17 protein-coding genes are annotated in these 18,713 nt (G+C 62.8%); 11 read left to right on the forward strand and 6 right to left on the reverse strand.

The window, feature by feature from the left end; all coding sequences use genetic code 11:
• The first annotated feature begins 2 nt into the window (after positions 1-2).
• From B2828_RS08805 to B2828_RS08815, 3 genes are read left to right on the forward strand one after another with little or no spacing between them, the layout of a single operon-like run.
• Positions 3-686 (forward strand): PilN domain-containing protein, encoded by a 684-nt coding sequence (locus B2828_RS08805; RefSeq protein WP_479633349.1) that lies wholly within the window; start codon positions 3-5, stop codon positions 684-686.
• The gene (locus B2828_RS08810; RefSeq protein ID WP_479633350.1) at positions 683-1,252 is read left to right on the forward strand and encodes a hypothetical protein; all 570 of its coding nucleotides are present in this window, start codon (positions 683-685) and stop codon (positions 1,250-1,252) included. Before B2828_RS08805 ends, B2828_RS08810 begins: the two co-directional genes overlap by 4 nt.
• A complete protein-coding gene (locus B2828_RS08815; RefSeq protein ID WP_479633351.1) occupies positions 1,242-1,724 on the forward strand; it encodes a hypothetical protein in 483 nt (160 codons plus the stop codon). The genes B2828_RS08810 and B2828_RS08815 overlap by 11 nt, the downstream gene beginning before the upstream one ends.
• 23 nt (positions 1,725-1,747) lie before the next feature.
• Here the strand turns inward: B2828_RS08815 and B2828_RS08820 are convergent, their stop codons facing one another.
• Complete coding sequence (locus B2828_RS08820; protein WP_479633352.1) at positions 1,748-2,425, reverse strand: histidine phosphatase family protein; 678 nt, start codon at positions 2,423-2,425, stop codon at positions 1,748-1,750.
• Between the two features lie 153 nt (positions 2,426-2,578).
• Here B2828_RS08820 and B2828_RS08825 point away from each other — a divergent pair, with 153 nt between their 5' ends.
• Positions 2,579-3,088 (forward strand): methylated-DNA--[protein]-cysteine S-methyltransferase, encoded by a 510-nt coding sequence (locus tag B2828_RS08825; RefSeq protein ID WP_479633353.1) that lies wholly within the window; start codon positions 2,579-2,581, stop codon positions 3,086-3,088.
• Between the two features lie 536 nt (positions 3,089-3,624).
• Here B2828_RS08825 and gyrA read toward each other — a convergent pair.
• The 5 genes from gyrA to ccsA form a co-directional block, all read right to left on the reverse strand.
• Positions 3,625-6,228, reverse strand: a complete 2,604-nt coding sequence (gene gyrA, locus B2828_RS08830) for a DNA gyrase subunit A (protein WP_479633354.1) — start codon at positions 6,226-6,228, stop codon at positions 3,625-3,627.
• A 157-nt stretch (positions 6,229-6,385) separates the two neighbouring features.
• Entirely contained in the window at positions 6,386-9,007 is a 2,622-nt protein-coding gene (gyrB, locus tag B2828_RS08835; protein ID WP_479633355.1) for a DNA topoisomerase (ATP-hydrolyzing) subunit B, read from the reverse strand.
• 137 nt (positions 9,008-9,144) lie between these two features.
• Complete coding sequence (hemC, locus tag B2828_RS08840) at positions 9,145-10,044, reverse strand: hydroxymethylbilane synthase (RefSeq protein WP_479633356.1); 900 nt, start codon at positions 10,042-10,044, stop codon at positions 9,145-9,147.
• A 51-nt stretch (positions 10,045-10,095) separates the two neighbouring features.
• Positions 10,096-11,193, reverse strand: coding sequence for a glutamyl-tRNA reductase (gene hemA, locus B2828_RS08845; protein WP_479633357.1), 1,098 nt, complete (start codon positions 11,191-11,193; stop codon positions 10,096-10,098).
• Entirely contained in the window at positions 11,190-11,987 is a 798-nt protein-coding gene (gene ccsA / locus B2828_RS08850) for a cytochrome c biogenesis protein CcsA (protein WP_479633358.1), read from the reverse strand. Before ccsA ends, hemA begins: the two co-directional genes overlap by 4 nt.
• Positions 11,988-12,121: 134 nt before the next feature.
• Between ccsA and B2828_RS08855 the strand changes: the two genes are divergently transcribed.
• The 7 genes from B2828_RS08855 (at position 12,122) to B2828_RS08885 (ending at position 18,664) form a co-directional block, all read left to right on the forward strand.
• On the forward strand, positions 12,122-12,379 hold the full coding sequence (locus B2828_RS08855) for a PUR family DNA/RNA-binding protein (protein WP_479633359.1): 258 nt from the start codon (positions 12,122-12,124) through the stop codon (positions 12,377-12,379).
• A 104-nt stretch (positions 12,380-12,483) separates the two neighbouring features.
• Positions 12,484-13,713, forward strand: a complete 1,230-nt coding sequence (locus B2828_RS08860) for a PP2C family protein-serine/threonine phosphatase (RefSeq protein ID WP_479633360.1) — start codon at positions 12,484-12,486, stop codon at positions 13,711-13,713.
• A 267-nt stretch (positions 13,714-13,980) separates the two neighbouring features.
• Positions 13,981-15,279: a radical SAM protein gene (locus B2828_RS08865; RefSeq protein ID WP_479633361.1), complete on the forward strand. Its 1,299-nt coding sequence runs from the start codon at positions 13,981-13,983 to the stop codon at positions 15,277-15,279.
• Positions 15,280-15,296: 17 nt separating this feature from the next.
• Positions 15,297-15,626: a (2Fe-2S) ferredoxin domain-containing protein gene (locus B2828_RS08870; RefSeq protein ID WP_479633362.1), complete on the forward strand. Its 330-nt coding sequence runs from the start codon at positions 15,297-15,299 to the stop codon at positions 15,624-15,626.
• 16 nt (positions 15,627-15,642) lie between these two features.
• Positions 15,643-15,849, forward strand: a complete 207-nt coding sequence (locus tag B2828_RS08875) for a TOBE domain-containing protein (RefSeq protein WP_479633363.1) — start codon at positions 15,643-15,645, stop codon at positions 15,847-15,849.
• Positions 15,850-15,868: 19 nt separating this feature from the next.
• A complete protein-coding gene (locus B2828_RS08880; RefSeq protein ID WP_479633364.1) occupies positions 15,869-17,008 on the forward strand; it encodes a homocitrate synthase/isopropylmalate synthase family protein in 1,140 nt (379 codons plus the stop codon).
• A 54-nt stretch (positions 17,009-17,062) separates the two neighbouring features.
• Positions 17,063-18,664: a sigma 54-interacting transcriptional regulator gene (locus tag B2828_RS08885; protein WP_479633365.1), complete on the forward strand. Its 1,602-nt coding sequence runs from the start codon at positions 17,063-17,065 to the stop codon at positions 18,662-18,664.
• The last annotated feature ends 49 nt before the right edge of the window (positions 18,665-18,713 follow it).

Raw genomic sequence — 18,713 nt, forward strand, 5'->3', positions numbered from 1 at the left:
CCATGGCGCTGCATCTTAATTTCTACCACGAAGTTCACAAAAAGGCAGAGCGCGAGGCCCGGGACCCCTTCAAGATCGCCGGTCTCGTGGCGCTCGTTATCGGGATCATGGCCACCATGTGGTACTTCTACCGCATGGCCGAGGTCTCAAAGCTGGAGGGGCAGCGCCGGAGCTTGCAGTCCACATGGGCCTCGGTGGAGCCGGACCTCAAGCAGGTTGAAGCCAATAAAGAAGCGGTGCTGGCCCGGCAGAAAAGCAACAAGCTCTTGATTGAACGCCTGCAGGGCCGCTTCTACTGGGCCCCCGTTCTGGAGCGCCTGGTGGACAGCACCGGGTCCAACGTGCAGCTGCTCTCGGTGGCCGGGGACCTGACCGAGCAGGGGGATGTCAAGTCGATCAGCCTCTCGCTGAAAGGCGTGGCTGCCGGGGAACAGGCCCGGACGGCGGCGGAGGCCTTCCGAAAGACGCTCCAGGAGAAGTTTACCGACGCCTATGGCTCGGCCTCGGCGGTTTTCGACGCCAACTCGCTTGAGGACGAGGCGGAAACCGTCAATCTCAATGGGCAGACCCTTGGGATGGCCGCCTTCCGCATCCGCGTGAAGTTCGCCGTTGCCTCTCCGTCCACCTCGCCCAGCCCCGCTGCGAGCCCGGCTCACAAACCCTCTCCGAAAGCCGCTTCCAAATGAAACTTTCCAAAGAGACCTTTCAGAAAATTTTCCTGGGGACGCTGCTCGTGGCCGGGGGCGTCTACTACTACACGAGTGAACTCGTCGGGCCGCTGAACCTGAGGGAGACCCGAGCCAAGGGCGAGATCAAGGCCCTGGAGACCAAGATCAAGGAGGGAAAGGCGAAGATCTCCCAGCAGCGGGCGCTCGAAGCCTCCGATCCCTACTCGGAGCAAGCCCAGAAGGTGCTTGCGGCCATGCAGAGCGCGATTCCCAGCGCCCCGCCGGTCGCATGGCTGCCGACGCGGCTGGGGGCGTTTTTCAAAAGCGAGGGGATTCCCAAGCAGAGCTACAAGCCCGACTCTTCGGCTCAGAACGACCTGGGGCTGAGCGGCTATCAGCTATCCTCCTGGAACGTCGAAATTCCCGCCGTTGCCTACGGTGTTTTCGGGAAAGCCCTGGCGGGGTTTGAAAACCAGGATGGCCTCAGCCAGGTCACGGCGCTCCGAATCGACGCCGTGGCGAAGGACCCGGAAAGCCACAATGCACAGATCACCTTTTCCACGTTTGTTAAAAGTGAAAAGTAACGCGCTATTTACCCTCATTCTCTGCCTCGCCGCTGGCGGTGGCGCCGCCGCCCTGGGCCAAAGCGTGGAGGTGCTTGGCGTGGGCAAGCCCTCTGCTTTCCAATACATCGAGGGGGACCGCGACCCGTTCTGGCCCATCGGCTGGACCAAAAAGGTGGTGGCGCTCAGCGGGACGGGAGCCACGGCCACGACGGTCGTGGTGGAGGAAGCTCCGAAGCCGGAGTTGTTTTACGTGAGCAGTATTTCGCTCGATCGCATCCCGCTGGCGGTGATCAACGGGAACGCATACGGGATCGGCGATCGTTTTATTTCGAGCATTCCCGTTGAAAAGGCGGAGCCCAAGACGTTCCGCATGCAGGTGACGGCCATCCGGGATGGCCTGGTGGTCCTGCGCTACGGAACGGTGGAGATCAAATGCCCGCTGCGGGTGGTCGGAACGCCGGTTTCAGGAGCGAAACCGGCGTCCAAATAACCCATAACAGCATCGGCGCGAGCCTACTGGGCGTCCCACCACTTGGAGAGGCGGGAACTCGGTACCGAGGGAATGGCCAGGCCGGTGGCGGTGTAGTGCGAGGTGTCGTTGAAGAGCGTCAGTCGGGAGTGTACGCGGTCTTTAAAGTCGACGATATTCAGCGCGGCCGGGCTCTGGTCGAGGTTATCCCGGTAGCGCCGGGGATCGAACCCCAGGATGGAGCTTAAGAGCAGGCGGATGGTGGCTTTGTGCGAGACTACGAGCACGGTCTGGCCGATGTGGTTGTGCACGATGTCCATTAGGACGGGGAGCGAGCGGGCGGTGACGTCCAGGCCGCTTTCGCCGCCGACAGGGGCGAAGGTGTACGGGTCCTGTTCCCAGGCGACGGATTCCTCGGGGAATTGCTTTTCCACCTCGCGGCGGGTGAGCTGTTCCCAATGGCCGTGGGAGATTTCGCGCAGACCGGCGCGCGGCTCGACCTCCAGGTGGTGGGGCTTGGCGAGGATGCGGGCGGTCTCCAGGGTCCGGTTGAGCGGCGAGGCGTAGACGGCCGCGATGGGCTGGCTGGCCAGGCGCTGGGAGAGCTGGTGGACTTGTTCGCGTCCTTCGCCGGAGAGCGGGACGTCGGTGGCTCCGGCGAAGCGGTCTTCAGCCGTGAGGGGGGTGGCGCCATGGCGCACCAAAAAAATACGAGTGTTCATGGCTAAATCTGCCCCAAAGGCAATTGGCTTGCCAAGCCTTAGGTTGTGACGAATCGGCGGATTTCGGGCCGGTTTTCACATGGAGGGCGTGTTTTTTATATGGCTGTTTTTGCCGTTGGACAACGGGGGCTTCCTGGGGTAGGGAGGTGGGCGATGAAAACCAAAGCGGCGGAGGAAATACGCTACGGCACGGGAGAAAGCTCGTTGGGGCTGGTCCTCGTGGCGGAGTCGGCAAACGGGGTCTGCGCGATCCTTTTGGGCGAGGCGCTCCCGGTGTTGCTGGGTGATCTTCAACGGCGCTTCCCCAGAGCCTGTTTGACGGAAGGCGTCTCAAGAGCTGTGGTGCGGGCGGTGTTGCGGCTGGTGGAGACGCCGGGAGAATCCTGGACGCTGCCGCTGGATGCCCGAGGGACGCTGTTTCAGCAGGCCGTCTGGCAGGCGTTGCGGGGGATTCCCGCCGGGGAAACGGTGAGCTATATGGAGGTGGCCAGGCGCGTGGGGCGGCCCGATGCGGTGCGGGCGGTGGCCCAGGCGATTGGGGCGAATCCGCTGGCGGTGGTGGTGCCGTGCCATCGGGTGATCGGCTCGGATGGCAGCCTTACCGGGTATCACTGGGGGCTGGAGATTAAGCGGGCGCTGCTCGCGCGCGAAGCGGAGGGTTGAGGCGCAAGAAGGGAAACGAAGTTTCCAGATGGGATGCAAGGGGCAATGCCCCTTGCCGGAGGGTTTGGGAGGCAGCGCCTCCCATCTCCCCAGCAAGGCGGGCCTCAACTCAACTTTCCGAAGCGGCCCTCGCTGATTAACCCCGCGTTATCTTTGTCATAAGTGCCCGCCTTGCCTCCCCGAAAAGAGCGCAGCGATTTTTCGGGGACGGGACGCCCAGAGCGCCCGAAGATAAGCGCCCACGGCGCTTGGCGGATTCGCTTCGCTCTCCAGCGAGAGCAAGGCGGGGCGATGGAGGCCTCTACACAAAACACCGTTTTTTTGCGCCCGCCTTGCCGATGGTTTTGGATTCTGGGGCTCTGCCCCAGTCCCCGGCAAGGGACATTGTCCCTTGCATCCCTTTTGGAAACTTCCGTTTCCTTTTTGAATTCGTGAACGCGGCAACTGCCTTTTATCTGTGTAAATCATCATAAAACCAAAAAGGCACGAAGCGCTGGGCTCCGTGCCTTTTTGTAAGATTTGCTGCTCGGGCGGGGCTATTTCTGCTCCTGCTCGGGCGAGGTTTCGTCGTTGGACTCCTCCTCGTCTTCGTCGGCTACCACCGGGGCGATGGCTTGCAGTTTTTCGCCGGAATGCAGGTCGATCAACTTGACGCCCATGGTGTTGCGGCCCGTCTCGCGGATCTCGCGCACCCGGGTCCGGACCATCTGGCCCTTGTTGGTAATGAGCATGAGTTCGTCCTTGTCCGTGACTGCGAGGGCCCCCACTACGTCGCCGGTCTTGTCGCCGGTTTTCATGGTGATGATGCCTTTGCCGCCGCGTGCCTGGACGCGGTAATCGTCAAACGGGGTCCGTTTGCCAACGCCGTTTTCGCCTGCTACGAGGAGCTGGGCGTCCGGGTTGACGAGCGCCATGGCGACGACTACATCCCCCTTGCCGGGACGGATGCCCCAGACGCCGACGGTGTCGCGGCCCTGGTCGCGGAGTTCCTCTTCGTGGAAGCGCAGGCTGATGCCATCCTTGGTGATGAGGACGACTTCGTTTTGGCCCGTGGTCAGGTTGGCGTCAATCAAGCGGTCGCCCTCTTCGATCTTGATGGCGATGATGCCGCCCTTACGGATGTTGGAGAAGTCCGACAGGTTCGATTTTTTGACGATGCCCGAGCGGGTGACAAAGACGATGTGGAGATCGGGGTCCCACGTGTTGTCGATGGCCGCGGGGCCGGTGCCGACGCTCTTGGCCTGGATGCGGATGGTCGCGGCGATGTTCTCCTCGGGGCGCAGCTCCAGGAGGTTCGCGATGGAACGGCCTTTGGCGGCGCGGCCCATTTCGGGAATCTCGTAGACGCGCTCGATGTAGCAGCGGCCGGTCTGCGTGAAGAACATCAGGTAATCGTGCGTGGTGGCCGTGAAGAGGTGCTCGACGAAATCGTCTTCCTCATCCTCGGTCGCTCCCTCGCGGGTGATCATGCCTTTGACGCCTTTGCCTCCGCGGCGCTGGGCGCGGTAGGCGCTGACGGCCGTGCGTTTGATGAAGCCCTTGTGGGTGATGGTGATGATGGCGCCTTCGTTGGAGATCAGGTCTTCGAGCGAGATTTCGCCTTCGTCGGGGACGATCTGCGTCATGCGCGGCGTGCCGTGCTTCTGAACGATGGCGTGGAGCTCGTCCTTGATGATCTGGAGGACGCGGGATTCGCGGGCCAGGATGTCCAGGAGGTCTTTGATCTTCTCGGTGAGGGCTTTGTATTCCTCTTCGATCTTGTCGCGTTCGAGGCCGGTCAGTTGATACAGGCGCAGGTCGAGGATGGCGTTGACTTGCGCTTCGCTGAAGCGGTACTGGCCTTCCTGGATGCGGGCGGGGTCGCGAATCAAGATGCCGAGGGACTTGACGTTGCTTTCCGAAAACTCGTAGGCGAGCAGTTTGACCTTGGCTTCGTCGCGGTTGGATGATCCCCGGATGATCTCGATGAAATCATCCATTTTGGAGAGGGCCAGCAGGTAGCCTTCGAGGGTTTCGGCGCGGTCTTCGGCCTTGCGCAGTTCGAAACGGGTGCGGCGCAGGACGACTTCGCGGCGGTGCTCGATGTAGGCGACGTTGGCGTCCTTGAGCGTCAGGAGCTTGGGCCGTCCGTGGTCGATGGCGAGCATCGTGACGGCAAAGGAGCTTTCAAGCGAGGTGTGCTTGTAAAGGTTGTTGATGACGACCTTGGGGTTGCCGTCGCGCTTGAGCTCGATGACGACGCGGGTGTTTTCGTCGGATTCGTCGCGGATGGCGCTGATGTCGGTGAGCACCTTTTCGTTGACGAGCTCGGCGATGCGTTCGACCAAGACGGCGCGGTTAACGTTGTAGGGGATCTCCGTGATGACGATCTGCTCGCGACCGTTCTTGATTTCCTCAACGCCCGCTTTGCCGCGCACTTTGATGCTGCCACGGCCGGTCTCGGTGTAGTCTTTGATGCCCTTGGTGCCGCAAATGGTGCACCCGGTGGGGAAGTCAGGGCCTTTGATGTACTGGCGCAGGCCTTCGTTGGTGATCTCGGGGTCGTCGAGCTGGGCACAGATGCCTTCCACGACTTCGATCAAGTTGTGGGGGGGCATGTTGGTGGCCATGCCGACGGCGATGCCGGTGCCGCCGTTGACGAGAAGGTTGGGGAAAGCCGCTGGCAGGACGACGGGTTCGGTAAGGCGCTCGTCGTAGTTCGGGACGAAATCGACGGTGTCCTTGTCCATGTCGTCCATGAGCGCGGAGCCGAGGTGGGTCATGCGGGCCTCGGTGTAACGCATGGCGGCGGGCGGGTCGCCTTCGACGGAGCCGAAGTTGCCTTGCGGGTCGACCAGCGTTTCGCGCATGGCCCAGGACTGGCCCATGTGGACGAGGGTCGGGTAGATGACCGCTTCGCCGTGGGGATGGTAGTTGCCGCTCGTATCGCCGCAGATCTTGGCGCACTTCATGTGCTTGCGCCCTGGGTAGAGCGAAAGCTCCTGCATGGCGAAGAGAATGCGGCGCTGGGAGGGCTTCAGGCCGTCGCGGGCGTCGGGAAGAGCGCGCGAAATGATGACGGACATCGAGTAGTCGAGGAACGACTTGCTCATCTCCTCGGCCACATTGATCGGCTCGACTTTTTCGTTAAGGGTATACATCGGGAAAGTGTTTGGGGCTAGAGGGTGCGTGCCGGGACGCCACTTTGATGGGCCTCACGCAAAGACGCCAAGACGCAAAGGACGGAAAATTCTGTCTTTCTTTGCGGCTTTGCGGCTTTGCGTGAGAAAAAATCCATCTGCGTCCTTGGCGTAAGGGTTACACGTCCAGGTTGCGCACGTTGAGCGCGTTGTCTTCGATGAAGGCGCGGCGCGGCTCGACGACGTCGCCCATCAGGATGGTAAACATCTTGTCGGCTTCGACGGCGTTGGTTTCGTTCAGCTCGACTTTGAGCATTTTGCGCTTGTCCGGGTTCATCGTGGTGTCGAAGAGCTCTTTGGCGTTCATTTCGCCCAGTCCCTTGAATCGCTTGATCTGGACGCCACGGCGACCGATGTCTTTGACGTTCTGCAGGATCTGCGGAATGGCAAAGATGGGCGTGGTGCTGGCTTTGTCGCCGTCGCCTTCGACGAGCTCGAAAATGGGGTGGTCGCTGTCGGCGTAGTGCTCGATTTTGAGCCCCCGGCGGGCGAGTTCGGCGATGAGTTTTTGGAGCGCGGCGGTTTCGTGGAGTTCCACAAGCCGTCCCCGGCGGTGCGAGCTGCTGTGGCCGTTGCCACGCGTGGTGGGCGTGGGGGTGGGGGCAGCGCCTTCGGCGTCGGCTTCGGCGTCGGCCTCCGGTTCGTCGTCGAAGAGGGCGAGGTCGAGGTTTTCCAGGTGGTAGCCGCGGACTTCGTCTTCGTTGTGGAAGTAGGAGACGTATTCTTCGTTGCCGTCGCGTACTTTGACGATGTAGGTGGGCAGCTGGCCGCTCTTGATGTCGCGGTGGCCCAGGTAGGTCTCGAAGTCGCCGCCATGACGGCGCACGGATTCGGCGAATTTGTCGAGCCGCTCCAGGAGCTCCAGGATTTCCTTGAGCTGGGTGGAGCTGAACTCTTTCTGGTCGGAGAGGCTGCGCAGGCGCAGGTCTTCCAGGGCCAGGGAGATGAGAATTTTGTTGAGCTGTACGTCGTCGTCCACGTACTCCTCGCGCTTTTTGCGCTTGATTTGGTAGAGCGGCGGCTGGGCGATGTAGATCTTGCCCGCGCGGACGAGTTCGGTCATCTGGCGGTAGAAGAACGTCAGCAGCAGGGTGCGGATGTGGGAGCCGTCGACGTCGGCATCGGTCATGATGATGATGCGGCCGTAGCGGAGGCGCTCCATATTAAAGGAGCCCTCGAAGTCGCCGCCGCCGATGCCGGTGCCGATGGCGGTGATCATGGTCTGGATTTCGCGGTTTTGCAGCGCTTTATCCAGGCGGGCTTTCTCGACGTTGATCAGTTTACCGCGGATCGGGAGGATGGCCTGGTAGCGGCGGTCGCGGCCTTGTTTGGCGGAGCCACCTGCGGAGTCGCCCTCGACGATGTAGAGTTCGGTCAATTCTGGGTCGCGCTCGGAGCAGTCGGCCAGTTTGCCGGGGAGGCCGCCGCCGGTAAGGGCGCTCTTGCGGACGGTTTCGCGGGCGCGCCGGGCGGCTTCGCGGGCGCGGGAGGCCATGAGGGCCTTTTCGATGATCTGCTTGGCGATCTGCGGGTTCTGATCGAAGTGGGTCATCAACTGTTCGTACACGATGGACGAGACGATGCCGTCGACTTCGGGCGTGACGAGTTTGACCTTGGTCTGCGATTCGAAGCCCGGGTTCGGGTGCTTGACGGCGATGACGGCGGTGAGGCCTTCGCGAACGTCGTCGCCGGAGATGGAGGGGTCCTTTTCCTTAACGAGGTTGTTGGCCTTGGCGTATTGGTTGATGGCGCGGGTGAGCGCGCTGCGGAAGCCGGTCAGATGCGTGCCGCCGTCCGGGTTGGGGATGGCGTTGGTGAAGCAGAGGATCTGGTCGTTGTAGGAGTCGTTGTATTGCAGGACGACGTCGACGTACATGTCGTCTTCGACTTCGGTCTGGTCTTTGGTGCGGAAGCTGACTTTGCGTTTGCCGCCGATGACGATGGGCTTGGCGTGGACGAGGGTCTTGTTTTCGCCGAGCTGGCGGACGAATTCCTCGATGCCGAGCTTGTAGACGTAGATTTCCTGTTTAACGGGGTCGAGGCGCTCGTCGCGAAGGATGATTTCGAGGCCGGGGTTCAGGAAGGCGAGTTCCCGCAGGCGCGTGGAGAGCTTGGCGAACTGGAACTCGGTGGTGATGGTGAAGATGGTCGGATCGGGCAGGAAGGTGATTTTCGTGCCGGTCTGCTTTTTGTTCTTGGCCTCGCCGATGATGGTGAGCTTCTGCGTGGTGACGCCGCGCTCGAAGGCCATGTGGTAGATCTGGCCGTTGCGGGCTACGTCGACTTTGAACCAGTCGGAGAGGGCGTTGACGCACTTGGCGCCGACGCCGTGGAGGCCGCCGGAGTATTTATAGGCGCCCTGGCCGAATTTGCCGCCCGCGTGCAGGTTCGTCAAAACCAGCTCGATGGCCGGGATCTTGAACTTCGGGTGCATGTCGACGGGGATGCCGCGTCCGTTGTCACGGATGGAGCAGGAGCCGTCGGCGTGAATGGTGATCTCGATCCGGGTGCAGTACCCGGCGAGGTGCTCGTCAATAGAGTTGTCGAGCACTTCGAAGACGCAGTGGTGGAGACCGCGTTCATCGGTTGGCCCGATGTACATGCCGGGACGCTGGCGAACGCCCGCGAGACCTTCCAGTTTGTCGATCTTTGAGGCGTCGTAAAGCTGGTCGGAGGAGACGTGTCCCGAATTGTTGGATTCTTCGAGGTTAGTGGGCGCGGTGGCGTCAGGTTCTGACATAGGCAAAATTCAGGGAAACTTAGAGGTGAAAGTCTAGTTGGGGAAAAAGAAAACAACAATCATTATCTTTGCCCGGCTCAACGCCTTGGGGTGGGCTGGGGAGGATGGGCACAAGATGTGGGGGAGGGATGGCTTTTTTAATGATTCTGTAGCTGGGCGAATACGGCTTGGGCGGCGGCCTCGGGGGTAGGGGCGGAGGCGTCGGCTTCCCGGGGGGCTTCGCCGGGGGCTCCGAAGAGGATGGCTCTCATGTGGATCGCGCCGGGGGCGACCTCTGTGGCGACGCCTACGGGCAGGGTGCAGTCGCCGTTGAGCAGAAGCATCAATTCGCGCTCGGCCCGGATGGCCGCCCAGGTGGGCTCGTGGTTGAGGGCGCTGAAGAAGGGGGCGTCGTCCGCGCGGCATTGCAGGGCGATGGCTCCCTGGCCGATGGCGGGGAGCATCGGGGCGGCGGTGGCGTGGAATTCCCCCTCGTCGGTGATGAGCTTGCCTGCTTCGATTTTGTAACCGAGGCGGTCGAGACCGGCGCGGGCGAGGATGGTGCCGTCGAAAAGCGGGTTTTCGTGCAGTTTGCGCAGGCGCGTGGCGACGTTGCCCCGGATTTCCTCGATGACGAGGTCGGGCCGCAGGTGGGTGAGCTGCCGGGCGCGCCGGATGCTGCTGGTGGCGACGTGGGCCCCGGGGGGGAGCGGGCCCGGGGTTTTGGTGACGAGGATGTCGGCGGTGTCGGCTCGGGGCAGGACGGCGGCCAGGACGAGGCCCTCGGGCATGGTGCCGGGCATGTCTTTGCAGCTGTGTACGGCGACGTCGATTTCCTGGCTGAGGAGGGCCGTTTCGAGCTCCTTGGTGAAGAGTCCCTTGGCTCCGGCCGGAGTGGCGCGGGCCAGGGAGTGGTCGAGCTTGCGGTCGCCGGACGTGGTGAATTTCCGGATGGTCACGGCGCTTTCCGGCCAGACGCGGGCTAGTTCTTCCAGGACGAGCTGCGCCTGGGCGAGGGCGAGGGCGCTGCCACGGGTGCCGAGGGTAAGGTGTCTCATAAAATTAGCCGCAAAAAGGCGCAAAAAACGCAAAGAAGCTGTTGCGGAGGTTCAAGTCGCCGGTTCTGTTCTCTCTTCTTTTCCTGAGTTCCTGAGTTCCTGATGAATTCTTCCCGGCTCCCCGGGCCACACGGGGGCTTCGCCCAGCCATTGCACGTATTCCGTGACGTGATGGCCCAGGAGCGCTTCGCAGCGGGTGACTTCCTTTTTGCGCTCGTCCATGCCCCGGCGGGCGATGGTCTGGAGCGAGTCGATGTCGTAGAGGTAGGCCCCCTCCATGTCGTTGACGGCGGGCTCGACGTCGCGCGGTACGGCCAGGTCGATGACGAAGAGCGGGCGGCCGTGGCGCTGGGCCATGATCGGGATCATTTTTTCTCGGGTGACGATGTAGTGAGGGGCGGCGGTGGAGGAGATGAGGATGTCGATCTCGGGGTAGCGCTTTTCGCATTCCTCGAATCGGATGGCCTCGCCGCCCATTTCCGCCGCGAGGGCCGCGGCCCGCTCGTAGGTGCGGTTGGCCACGAAGATGCTCTTTACCCCGCGCGAAAGGAGCGCCCGGGCGGTCAGTTCGCTGGTCTCGCCCGCGCCGAGGACCATGGCATGGCACTCGGCTAAGCGGCCAAAGATCCGCTCCGCCAGTTCTACGGCCACGGAGCCGACGGAGACGGGGCCGCGCGTGATGGCGGTGCGGGTGCGGACTTCCTTGGCTACGTTGAAGGCGCGCTGGAAGAGTTTATTGAGGTGCCGGGCGGTGGTCTGGGCGGTGGTGGCCGCCGCGTAGGCTTTTTTCACCTGGCCGAGGATTTCCGTTTCGCCCAGGACCATGGATTCCAGCCCGCTGACGACGCGGAAGAGGTGCCGGACGGCGTCGTCGTCTTCCAGCAGATAAAACGGGTCTGGGACGACGGGGGCGACGCCGCTGTGCGCCTCGGCAAAGGCGAGGAGGGCGCAATAGGCCGCCTGGGCGTCTTCCGCTGCCGCATAGAATTCGACGCGGTTGCAGGTGGAGACGATGACGGCCTCGCTGATGGCCTCCATGGCTTTAAGGTCGGCCAGGCTGCGCCCGAGCACGGATTCGGCGATAGCGAACGGTTCCCGGACCTGAACGCTGGCCGTCTGGTAGCTGACCCCGAGGCAGATGATCTTCACAAGGCGGCCCCTCCCATGGATGCGCCCGTGCCGAAGTGCCCTACCAGGCAGAGGGCCGTCACTGAGATGACGAAGGCTGCCGCTGAAAGCAGTGCCAGGCGCCGGGGACTCCAGCGGCGAGCTAGCGGCAGGAGCAGGTAGAGGAGCCAGAGCGAGCCGCCCCAGATCCAGATTTTCGCCGAGACCTGCGGGTGGAGCGCCCAGGCGCTGGCCAGCCCCACGGTGAGGAGCACGGCGCCCGCCCAGATGAGGCGGAGATTGACCGTGGCCAGCGCGGTGATGGAGGGCATTTCGTAGAATCCCGGCCCGAGGCGGCGGGTTTTAAGCCGGTGCTCCTGGGCCAGGAACATTACCCCGGCGACTCCGGCGAGCGCGAAGGCGGCGTAGGCCATGATGCAGAGGGCGGCGTGCCATTCGACCCAGGCCGGGTGCGGCAGGAAGCGGGGATGGGGCGCGTCGGTGACGGCGAGGAGGGCGGTGAGTTGCAGCAGGGCGACCAGCGGGCCGGTAAAGGTGCCTAAAAGTGAGATACGGTAGCCGTGGCCGATGACGAAATAGAAAAGCGTGATGGACCAGCCCAGGAAGATGAGCACTTCGAAGAGGTTCGTGAGCGGGCAGTGGCCAATCTCCCGGCCCCGATGGATCAAAAAGAGCGTCTGAAAAAGAAACCCGGCGGCGATGGCGCTCCGGTTCAAGAGACGCGGATAGGCGCGGCCCGCCTTCAGAAAGGCCAGCGTGAGGGCTGGCCCGAGCAGGAGGCAAAGCGTGGAGAGATATAATAGAATTCGGCCCATCGGGAAAAAAATAGGCTAGCGAACCTGCCTCTCGAATGCAACCTTCCCGCGCCTGCCGTGTGACACAACTGTTAACATCGCAACATTTTTAATTTTTCCCGAGACAACGCACAAAAATATTTTATCGTTTTGCTATGATCCACTCCTCAACGCCTTACGACCGCCATACGTATCCCGACGGTTTTATTTCCAAAGCGGGGAAGACCCTTGCTACGGAGAAAATCGAGGTGGAGTACAAGACGTTTTTCCTGGATCTCCAGGAGAACCATCGCGGGCGTTTCCTGCGGATTACCGAAGACGCGGGCGGCCGCCGGGAGACGATCATCATCCCGATTGAGAATGCCCCGGAGTTCACCGCGGGCGTCAAGCGCATCGTTACGGCGGTGCCGTAGAGCCGGGCTCGGGAGCCGGGAAGGAAAAAACAAGGGGGTTGCCAAACCCGGGTTCCTGCGTTAGATCGGGGAATACCGTTATTGGCTCCCATTTCTCCCGCGCGATGAGTCAGGAACTTTCAGAACAGGATTTGTTTTCATTTCTGCTGGAAACGATTCCTGACGAAATTTATTTCAAAGACCGCCAGGGGCGGTTCTTGCGCCTTAGCGACGAGGTGGCGCGGAAATTCGGGGTGAGCAGGCCCGAAGAGGTGATCGGGAAGAGTGATTACGATTTTTTGCCCAAGGCCTTTGCCGACGAGACCGCTGCCGATGAGCACCGGATCATGGAGACCGGGTGTCCGATGGTCGGCAAGATCGAAAAAGTGACCGATGCCCGGGGACGGGTCAGCTGGGGCTATGCCACTAAGGTACCGCTGCGCAACCGCGCCGGGGAGATCATCGGCATTTGCGGTATTAATAAGGACTTTAACGCGGTGCATGCGATGGAGGAGGCGCTCCGGAGCGAACGCAACCGGCTTCTGTCGCTCACCGAGGAGCTGCAGGCGAAAAACGCGCAGATGGCGGCGGATCTGGAGATGGCCAAGGAGGTCCAGCAGGCGCTGCTGCCCCAAAGCTACCCGAGGATCTTCGGAGCCTGCGGCGGGTTTGAGTTTGCCCACGATTACCGCCCGGCGGCGACGGTGAGCGGCGATTTCTTTGACTTTTTCCAGCTCTCGCCCACTCGGGCCGGGATCTTTGTCTGCGATGTGATGGGCCACGGGGTGAGGGCATCCTTGATTACGATGATGATCCGCGGGCTGCTGGAGGAGCTGCGCCCCGCCATGGACGACCCCGGCCAGTTACTGCAACAGCTTAACGCCCACCTCTGCGCGATCCTCAAGAACACTGAGGACGCGCTGATGGCCACGGCGTTTTATGGGGTTTTCGACGCGGATCGCAGGGAGATCCTCTTCGCCAATGCCGGGCACCCGCAGCCGGTTGTTTTGCGGGCCGTGGGCCGGGCGGTGGAGACGCTCGGGGAGGGGACGGCTCCGCAAAAGACGGCCGCCCTCGGGCTCTTCAGGGGCTTTGAGTACCGGACCAGCCGGTGCGTTTTTAGCCTGGGCGAGCGGATCGTGCTCTTTACGGACGGGCTCTTTGAGATCGAGACGGCCCAGGGGGAGGAGTTCGGGCGCAACGCGGTGGTGGAGTCCCTCAACCGTAATGCCGGGCTGCCCGCGCGGCGGCTTTTGCGGGAGGTGCTGGGCGATGCGCTTTGCTTTGCGGGCCGCAAGGAGTTCGAGGACGATGTCTGCCTGATATCGATCGAGCGCGTGGACGAGTCCGCCTGACAGGGGTGCAAAGCGGGGATGACATGTGACAACTAAAAGGAACATTTTGGTCCTTTTGGTGGTCGTTTTCCTACATTAACGTAGGCTAAGGGGGCCGGGAAGGCAGCGGGTTGAGGGCCGGTGGTATTTTTATCAGGGAAGGGTTAGGTGGTGTAAGGGGTTTGGGAGGAGCTGGTTGGGTGGTTATTCCGAGCGGAGTAAAGCGCGGCTGACAGGAATGGAGGGCGCACATGGCACGGGGATTGCATTAGGGGCCTGCCAACAGCGATGCAAAACGACCTTCCATTCGATATCGAGAAACATCCGTGCTTTAGCCGCGATGCGCAGCACAAGTTCGGACGGATTCACCTTCCAGTCGCGCCCCGGTGTAATATCCAGTGCAATTTCTGCAACCGGAAGTTCGACTGCATGAACGAGAGTCGGCCCGGGGTGACGAGCAGCGTGATGAAACCCGAGGCGGCGATGGAGTACATTGAGGAGGTGATCTCCAAGCGGCCAGAAATCGCCGTGCTGGGCATTGCGGGTCCGGGCGATCCGTTTGCGAACCCGGCGGAGACGATGGAGACGCTGCGGCTGGCCCGCGCGCGCTTCCCGGAGCAGATGCTCTGCCTGGCCAGCAACGGCCTGGAGATCGGGCCGCACATCGACGAGATCGCCGAGCTCAAGGTCAGCCACGTAACGATCACGATGACGGCTATCGACCCGGCCATCGGGGGGCAAATTTACGCCTGGGTACGCGATGGGCGTACGCCGCTGCGGGGCGAGGAGGGCGCAGCGCTCTTGATCCAACGGCAGATCGACGCCATTACCCGCCTGAAAGCGCGCGGTGTGGTGGTGAAGGTCAACTCGATCATCGTGCCCGGGGTCAACGATGCGCACATCCCGGAGATCGCCAAGTTCGTGGCGGGTCTCGGCGTGGATATCATGAACTGCATGCCGTTGGTGCCGGTGCCCGGGGCCGCGTTTGAGGAACTGCCGGAACCGGACGCGCTGATGACGGCGCGGGTGCGCCTGCAATGCGGGGAGTTCCTGAGCCAGATGGGGCATTGCTCCCGCTGCCGAGCGGACGCCGTGGGGCTCATCGGCGAGCAGATGACCGTGGAGCAAATGGCCACCGTTGACGCCTTCTCCGGCGGCAAGGCGAACCTGGGCCGCAAGCGCCCGTACATCGCCGTGGCCTCAAGGGAAGGGGCTCGCGTGAACCTGCACTTGGGCGAGGTGGCCAGTGTGTTGATTTTTAAAGAGGACGCCTCGACGGAGTCCGGCTTCAAGTTCAAGGAAATCCGCCGCGCTCCCGAGCCGGGCGGCGGGGCGGCCCGCTGGACGGAGCTGGCTGACATGCTCCACGACTGCCGCGCGTTCCTGGTCAGCGCCTCGGGCTCCACGCCCAAGTCGATCCTCCAGGCCCGCGGCGTCAAGGTCGTGGAGATGGAGGGAATGATTGAACCGGCGCTGGCCGCTGTGTTCGCTGGGCAGCCGTTGCCCAAGGAGCTGCGGCGGAAGTTCGAAGGCTGCACCCCGGGGTCCTCCTGTGGCGGAACCGCCGCCGGGTGCGCCTCGGCATAAATATCCAATACGATCCCATGTTTAAGCCGAGCACCCAGATTTTTGTTTTCGCAACGGCCACGGCCCTCGACGCCGATGGAGCGCGGGTCTGCACGTGCGAGAGCGAAAAGGCGCTCGATATTCTGCATTACCTGCGCGAGCAGGTCGAGGAGAAGGAAATGCACGGGGTCGTGGTCACGGCCTGCGAGTGCATGGACCTCTGCCAGTACGGACCGGCGGTGGCGGTCTACCCGTGGGGGGATTGGTATAGCGAGGTGGACCACGCGGCGGCCGATGAAATCATCAAGGCCGTCTGGAACAATACGATTTTGAAAAGCATCTCGGGATGTTCCGGGTGCAAAAAGTGAGAAGCAGACACAAACCATGAAATTAAGCGCCCGGAATAAGATTGAAGCAAAGGTCAAGTGCATCACTCGCGAAGAGGTCGTCGCGGAGGTGATCCTGGATATCGGCGGGGGAAAGGAACTCGTTTCCCACATTCCCGCCGAATCCGTTGACGGCCTGGGGCTGGCGGTGGGCAAGCCGGTCTACGCAGTCGTCAATATGAACAACGTCATGATCGCAACTTAAGTAAAGTTTTCTCAAAGCTATGAAACATCTAAACTCGATTTGGCTCATTGACACAACCCTGCGGGACGGTGAGCAGGCCGCGGGGGTGGTGTTTTCACGTGAAGAAAAAATCGCCATCGCCCAGGCCCTCGCCAAGGCGGGCGTGCCGGAGCTTGAAGTCGGCATCCCGGCCATGGGGGAGAGCGAGATCGAAGATATCAACGCCGTCGCGGCCTCGGTGAGCGGCTGCAAGATCGAGACATGGTGCCGCGCGTCGCTGGAGGACCTGGAGCTGGCCTCGCGCTGCAATGTCAACGGCGTCCATATTTCCTGGCCGGTTTCCGACGTGCATCTGCGGGCGTGGAAGAAAGACGCGGCGTGGGTGTTTCGTACGCTCGCGGAGGTGGTCCGGGAGGCCCGCAACCGGTTCGAATACGTTTCGGTGGGGGCGCAGGACGCTTCGCGCGCCGATCCCGAGTTTCTCGCGGATTTCGCCCATGCGGCCTGCCATGCGGGGGCGATCCGCATTCGCCTGGCCGATACCATCGGCATTCTGACGCCCCGGCAGACGGGAGCGATGGTCGAGCTGGTGCGCCGCGCGGCCCCCGGCATCAACGTGGAATTCCACGGGCACAACGACCTCGGCATGGCGGTGGGCAACACGATTGCGGCCATCGAGGCGGGCGCGCGCTCGGCGAGCGTGACGGTCAACGGCCTGGGCGAGCGGGCGGGCAACGCGCCGCTGGAGGAGGTCGTGATGGCGCTGCGCCTGAGCTGCCACATGGAGTGCGGGGTGGACCCGCGCGGATTTTATGCGCTCTCGCAGCTCGTCGAAAAGGCCTCGGGACGGTCGCTTTCCGACTCGAAGCCGGTGACGGGCAAGGCGGTTTTTCAACATGAATCGGGCATCCACTGCGCGGGTCTGCTGCGCGACCGTGCCACCTACGAGGCGTTTGCGAGCACGGAGGTGGGGCGGCCCGGTTCGGAGTTTGTTATCGGGCGGCATTCCGGCACGGCTGCTCTCCTGGAAGCCTGCCGGAATGCCGGATTTTCCGTGAATCCGGACGAAGCTGGAATGTTACTGGATGCGATCCGGCAGCTCTCGCGAGATCACAAAGGGGCGATCGACCCCGTCGCGCTGAAAACCCTTCTGGACGCCAAGCGCGCCACGGGAAGCTAGCGGGCGGCGGCGGTCAAGCCCACGAAGGTTTTCCACTTAACTCGAAGTAACCCCATGGAAAACGTAAAAACCACGACGATGACGGCGAACGCGCCGGAGGCCCCTCGGTCCCGGCAGCGTGAGGAGCGTCCGGTGGCCGGGCAACCGGCGGCGGCTTTGCAGAAAGATAAGGCCCGCCATTCGTGCGTTTCCGTGCGCCGCTTGAGCCTGTTTCTGCGCGTTTCGCGGATTATCAAGCAGAGCCTGGAGCTGGAGGGTGTGCTCCAGCCGCTGGCGGATTGCCTGGGGCTGACGCTGGGCTTGCGCCGTGTGGAAACGCGTGTGCTGGAGCCGGAGGGCGGTGCGCTGGAAAGCGCCTACCGCGCGGGCGGGGGCCGGAGCAGCGGGGTGGATGTCGGGGGCCTGGCGGATCTGCGCGAATGGGTGGAACGCACGGGCAAACCGGCGGCGACGCTTGGGGAAGCGGAGGGGGCGCTCGGGGTGACGCTCCTCTGCGTGCCGGTGCTGGTGGCGGGCCGCGTGGCGGGGACGCTTTTCGCAGAGCGGGTGATCGACCCGGAGAAGCCGGTGCACGAGGATCTCGATACGCTGACCCGGGTTGCCTCGATCCTGGCGCAGGCGGTGCTCTTTCGCCGCTCGCTGATGGGGATCGCCGGAGATCTGCACCGGGAAAATCACGCGCTGCGCGAGCATATTCATAATCATTTTCGCCCGGCGGGCATGGTGGGGGATTCCCACGCCATGCAGCGCATGTATTACCGGATCATCCAAGCGGCCCCGCTGGAGCTGCCGGTGCTGGTGGTAGGGGCAAAGGGGGCGGGTAAGAATTGCGTGGCGCGCGCGCTGCACGCCGGGAGCGCCCGGAGCGAGGGGCCGCTGGTGGAGGTCGATTGCGCGGAGCTTGCGGGGCCGAGGGTCATCGGCAATGCGAGCGGATCGGAGCTGGAGGCCTTTGTGAAAAAAGCCCGGGGCGGCACGCTTTTCCTGGAGCGCGTGGAGGCGCTGGCCCCTGCCGATCAGGCCCGGCTTCTGGGGCTCCTGGAGGTTTCGGATTCGGACCTGGGCTACGTTTCGGAAGCCGTGGGGGAGGATGTGCGGGTGATCTGCGCGACGGGCGCCTCGCTGGAGGCCTTGGTAGACCAGGGGCGCTTTTGCCGCGAGCTTTTCCAAATCCTCGGCGCGTACACGATCCGCATTCCCTCACTGCGCGAGCGCCGGGGGGACCTGCTGCAATTGGCGGACTATTTCGTGGAGAAGTTCGCCGCGCATCACCACAAGACGATCCGGCGTGTCTCGGCGGCGGCGGTCGATCTGCTGATGGCCTACGACTGGCTGGGCAACGTCGGGGAGATGCGCGAGTTATTTGAAAAGGCCGTGGCCACGTGCGGGGACGGGGTCATCCGGGCCAATCATTTTCCGCCCCGGCTCTACGCGGCGGTGGACCCGCAGGGGGCGGGGGGCAGCGTGCTCGAATGCGCGGTGGCGGCTCTGGAATACGAGCTGGTGGTGGACGCACTCATCAAACAGCACGGCAACATCGCGGCGGCGGCCCGGCAACTCGGCACGACGGAACGGATCATGGGTTGCCGCGTAAAAAAGTACGGCCTGGATATGAGCCGCTTCACCGGCATTTCCGCCAGCAGCGTGGCTGCATAAAGTGTAATACGATTTAAAGGTATTAAGACTCACGCAAAGACGCAAAGGC

Source organism: Spartobacteria bacterium UBA695, assembly GCA_002298145.1.
Classification (GTDB): domain Bacteria; phylum Verrucomicrobiota; class Verrucomicrobiia; order Chthoniobacterales; family Chthoniobacteraceae; genus UBA695.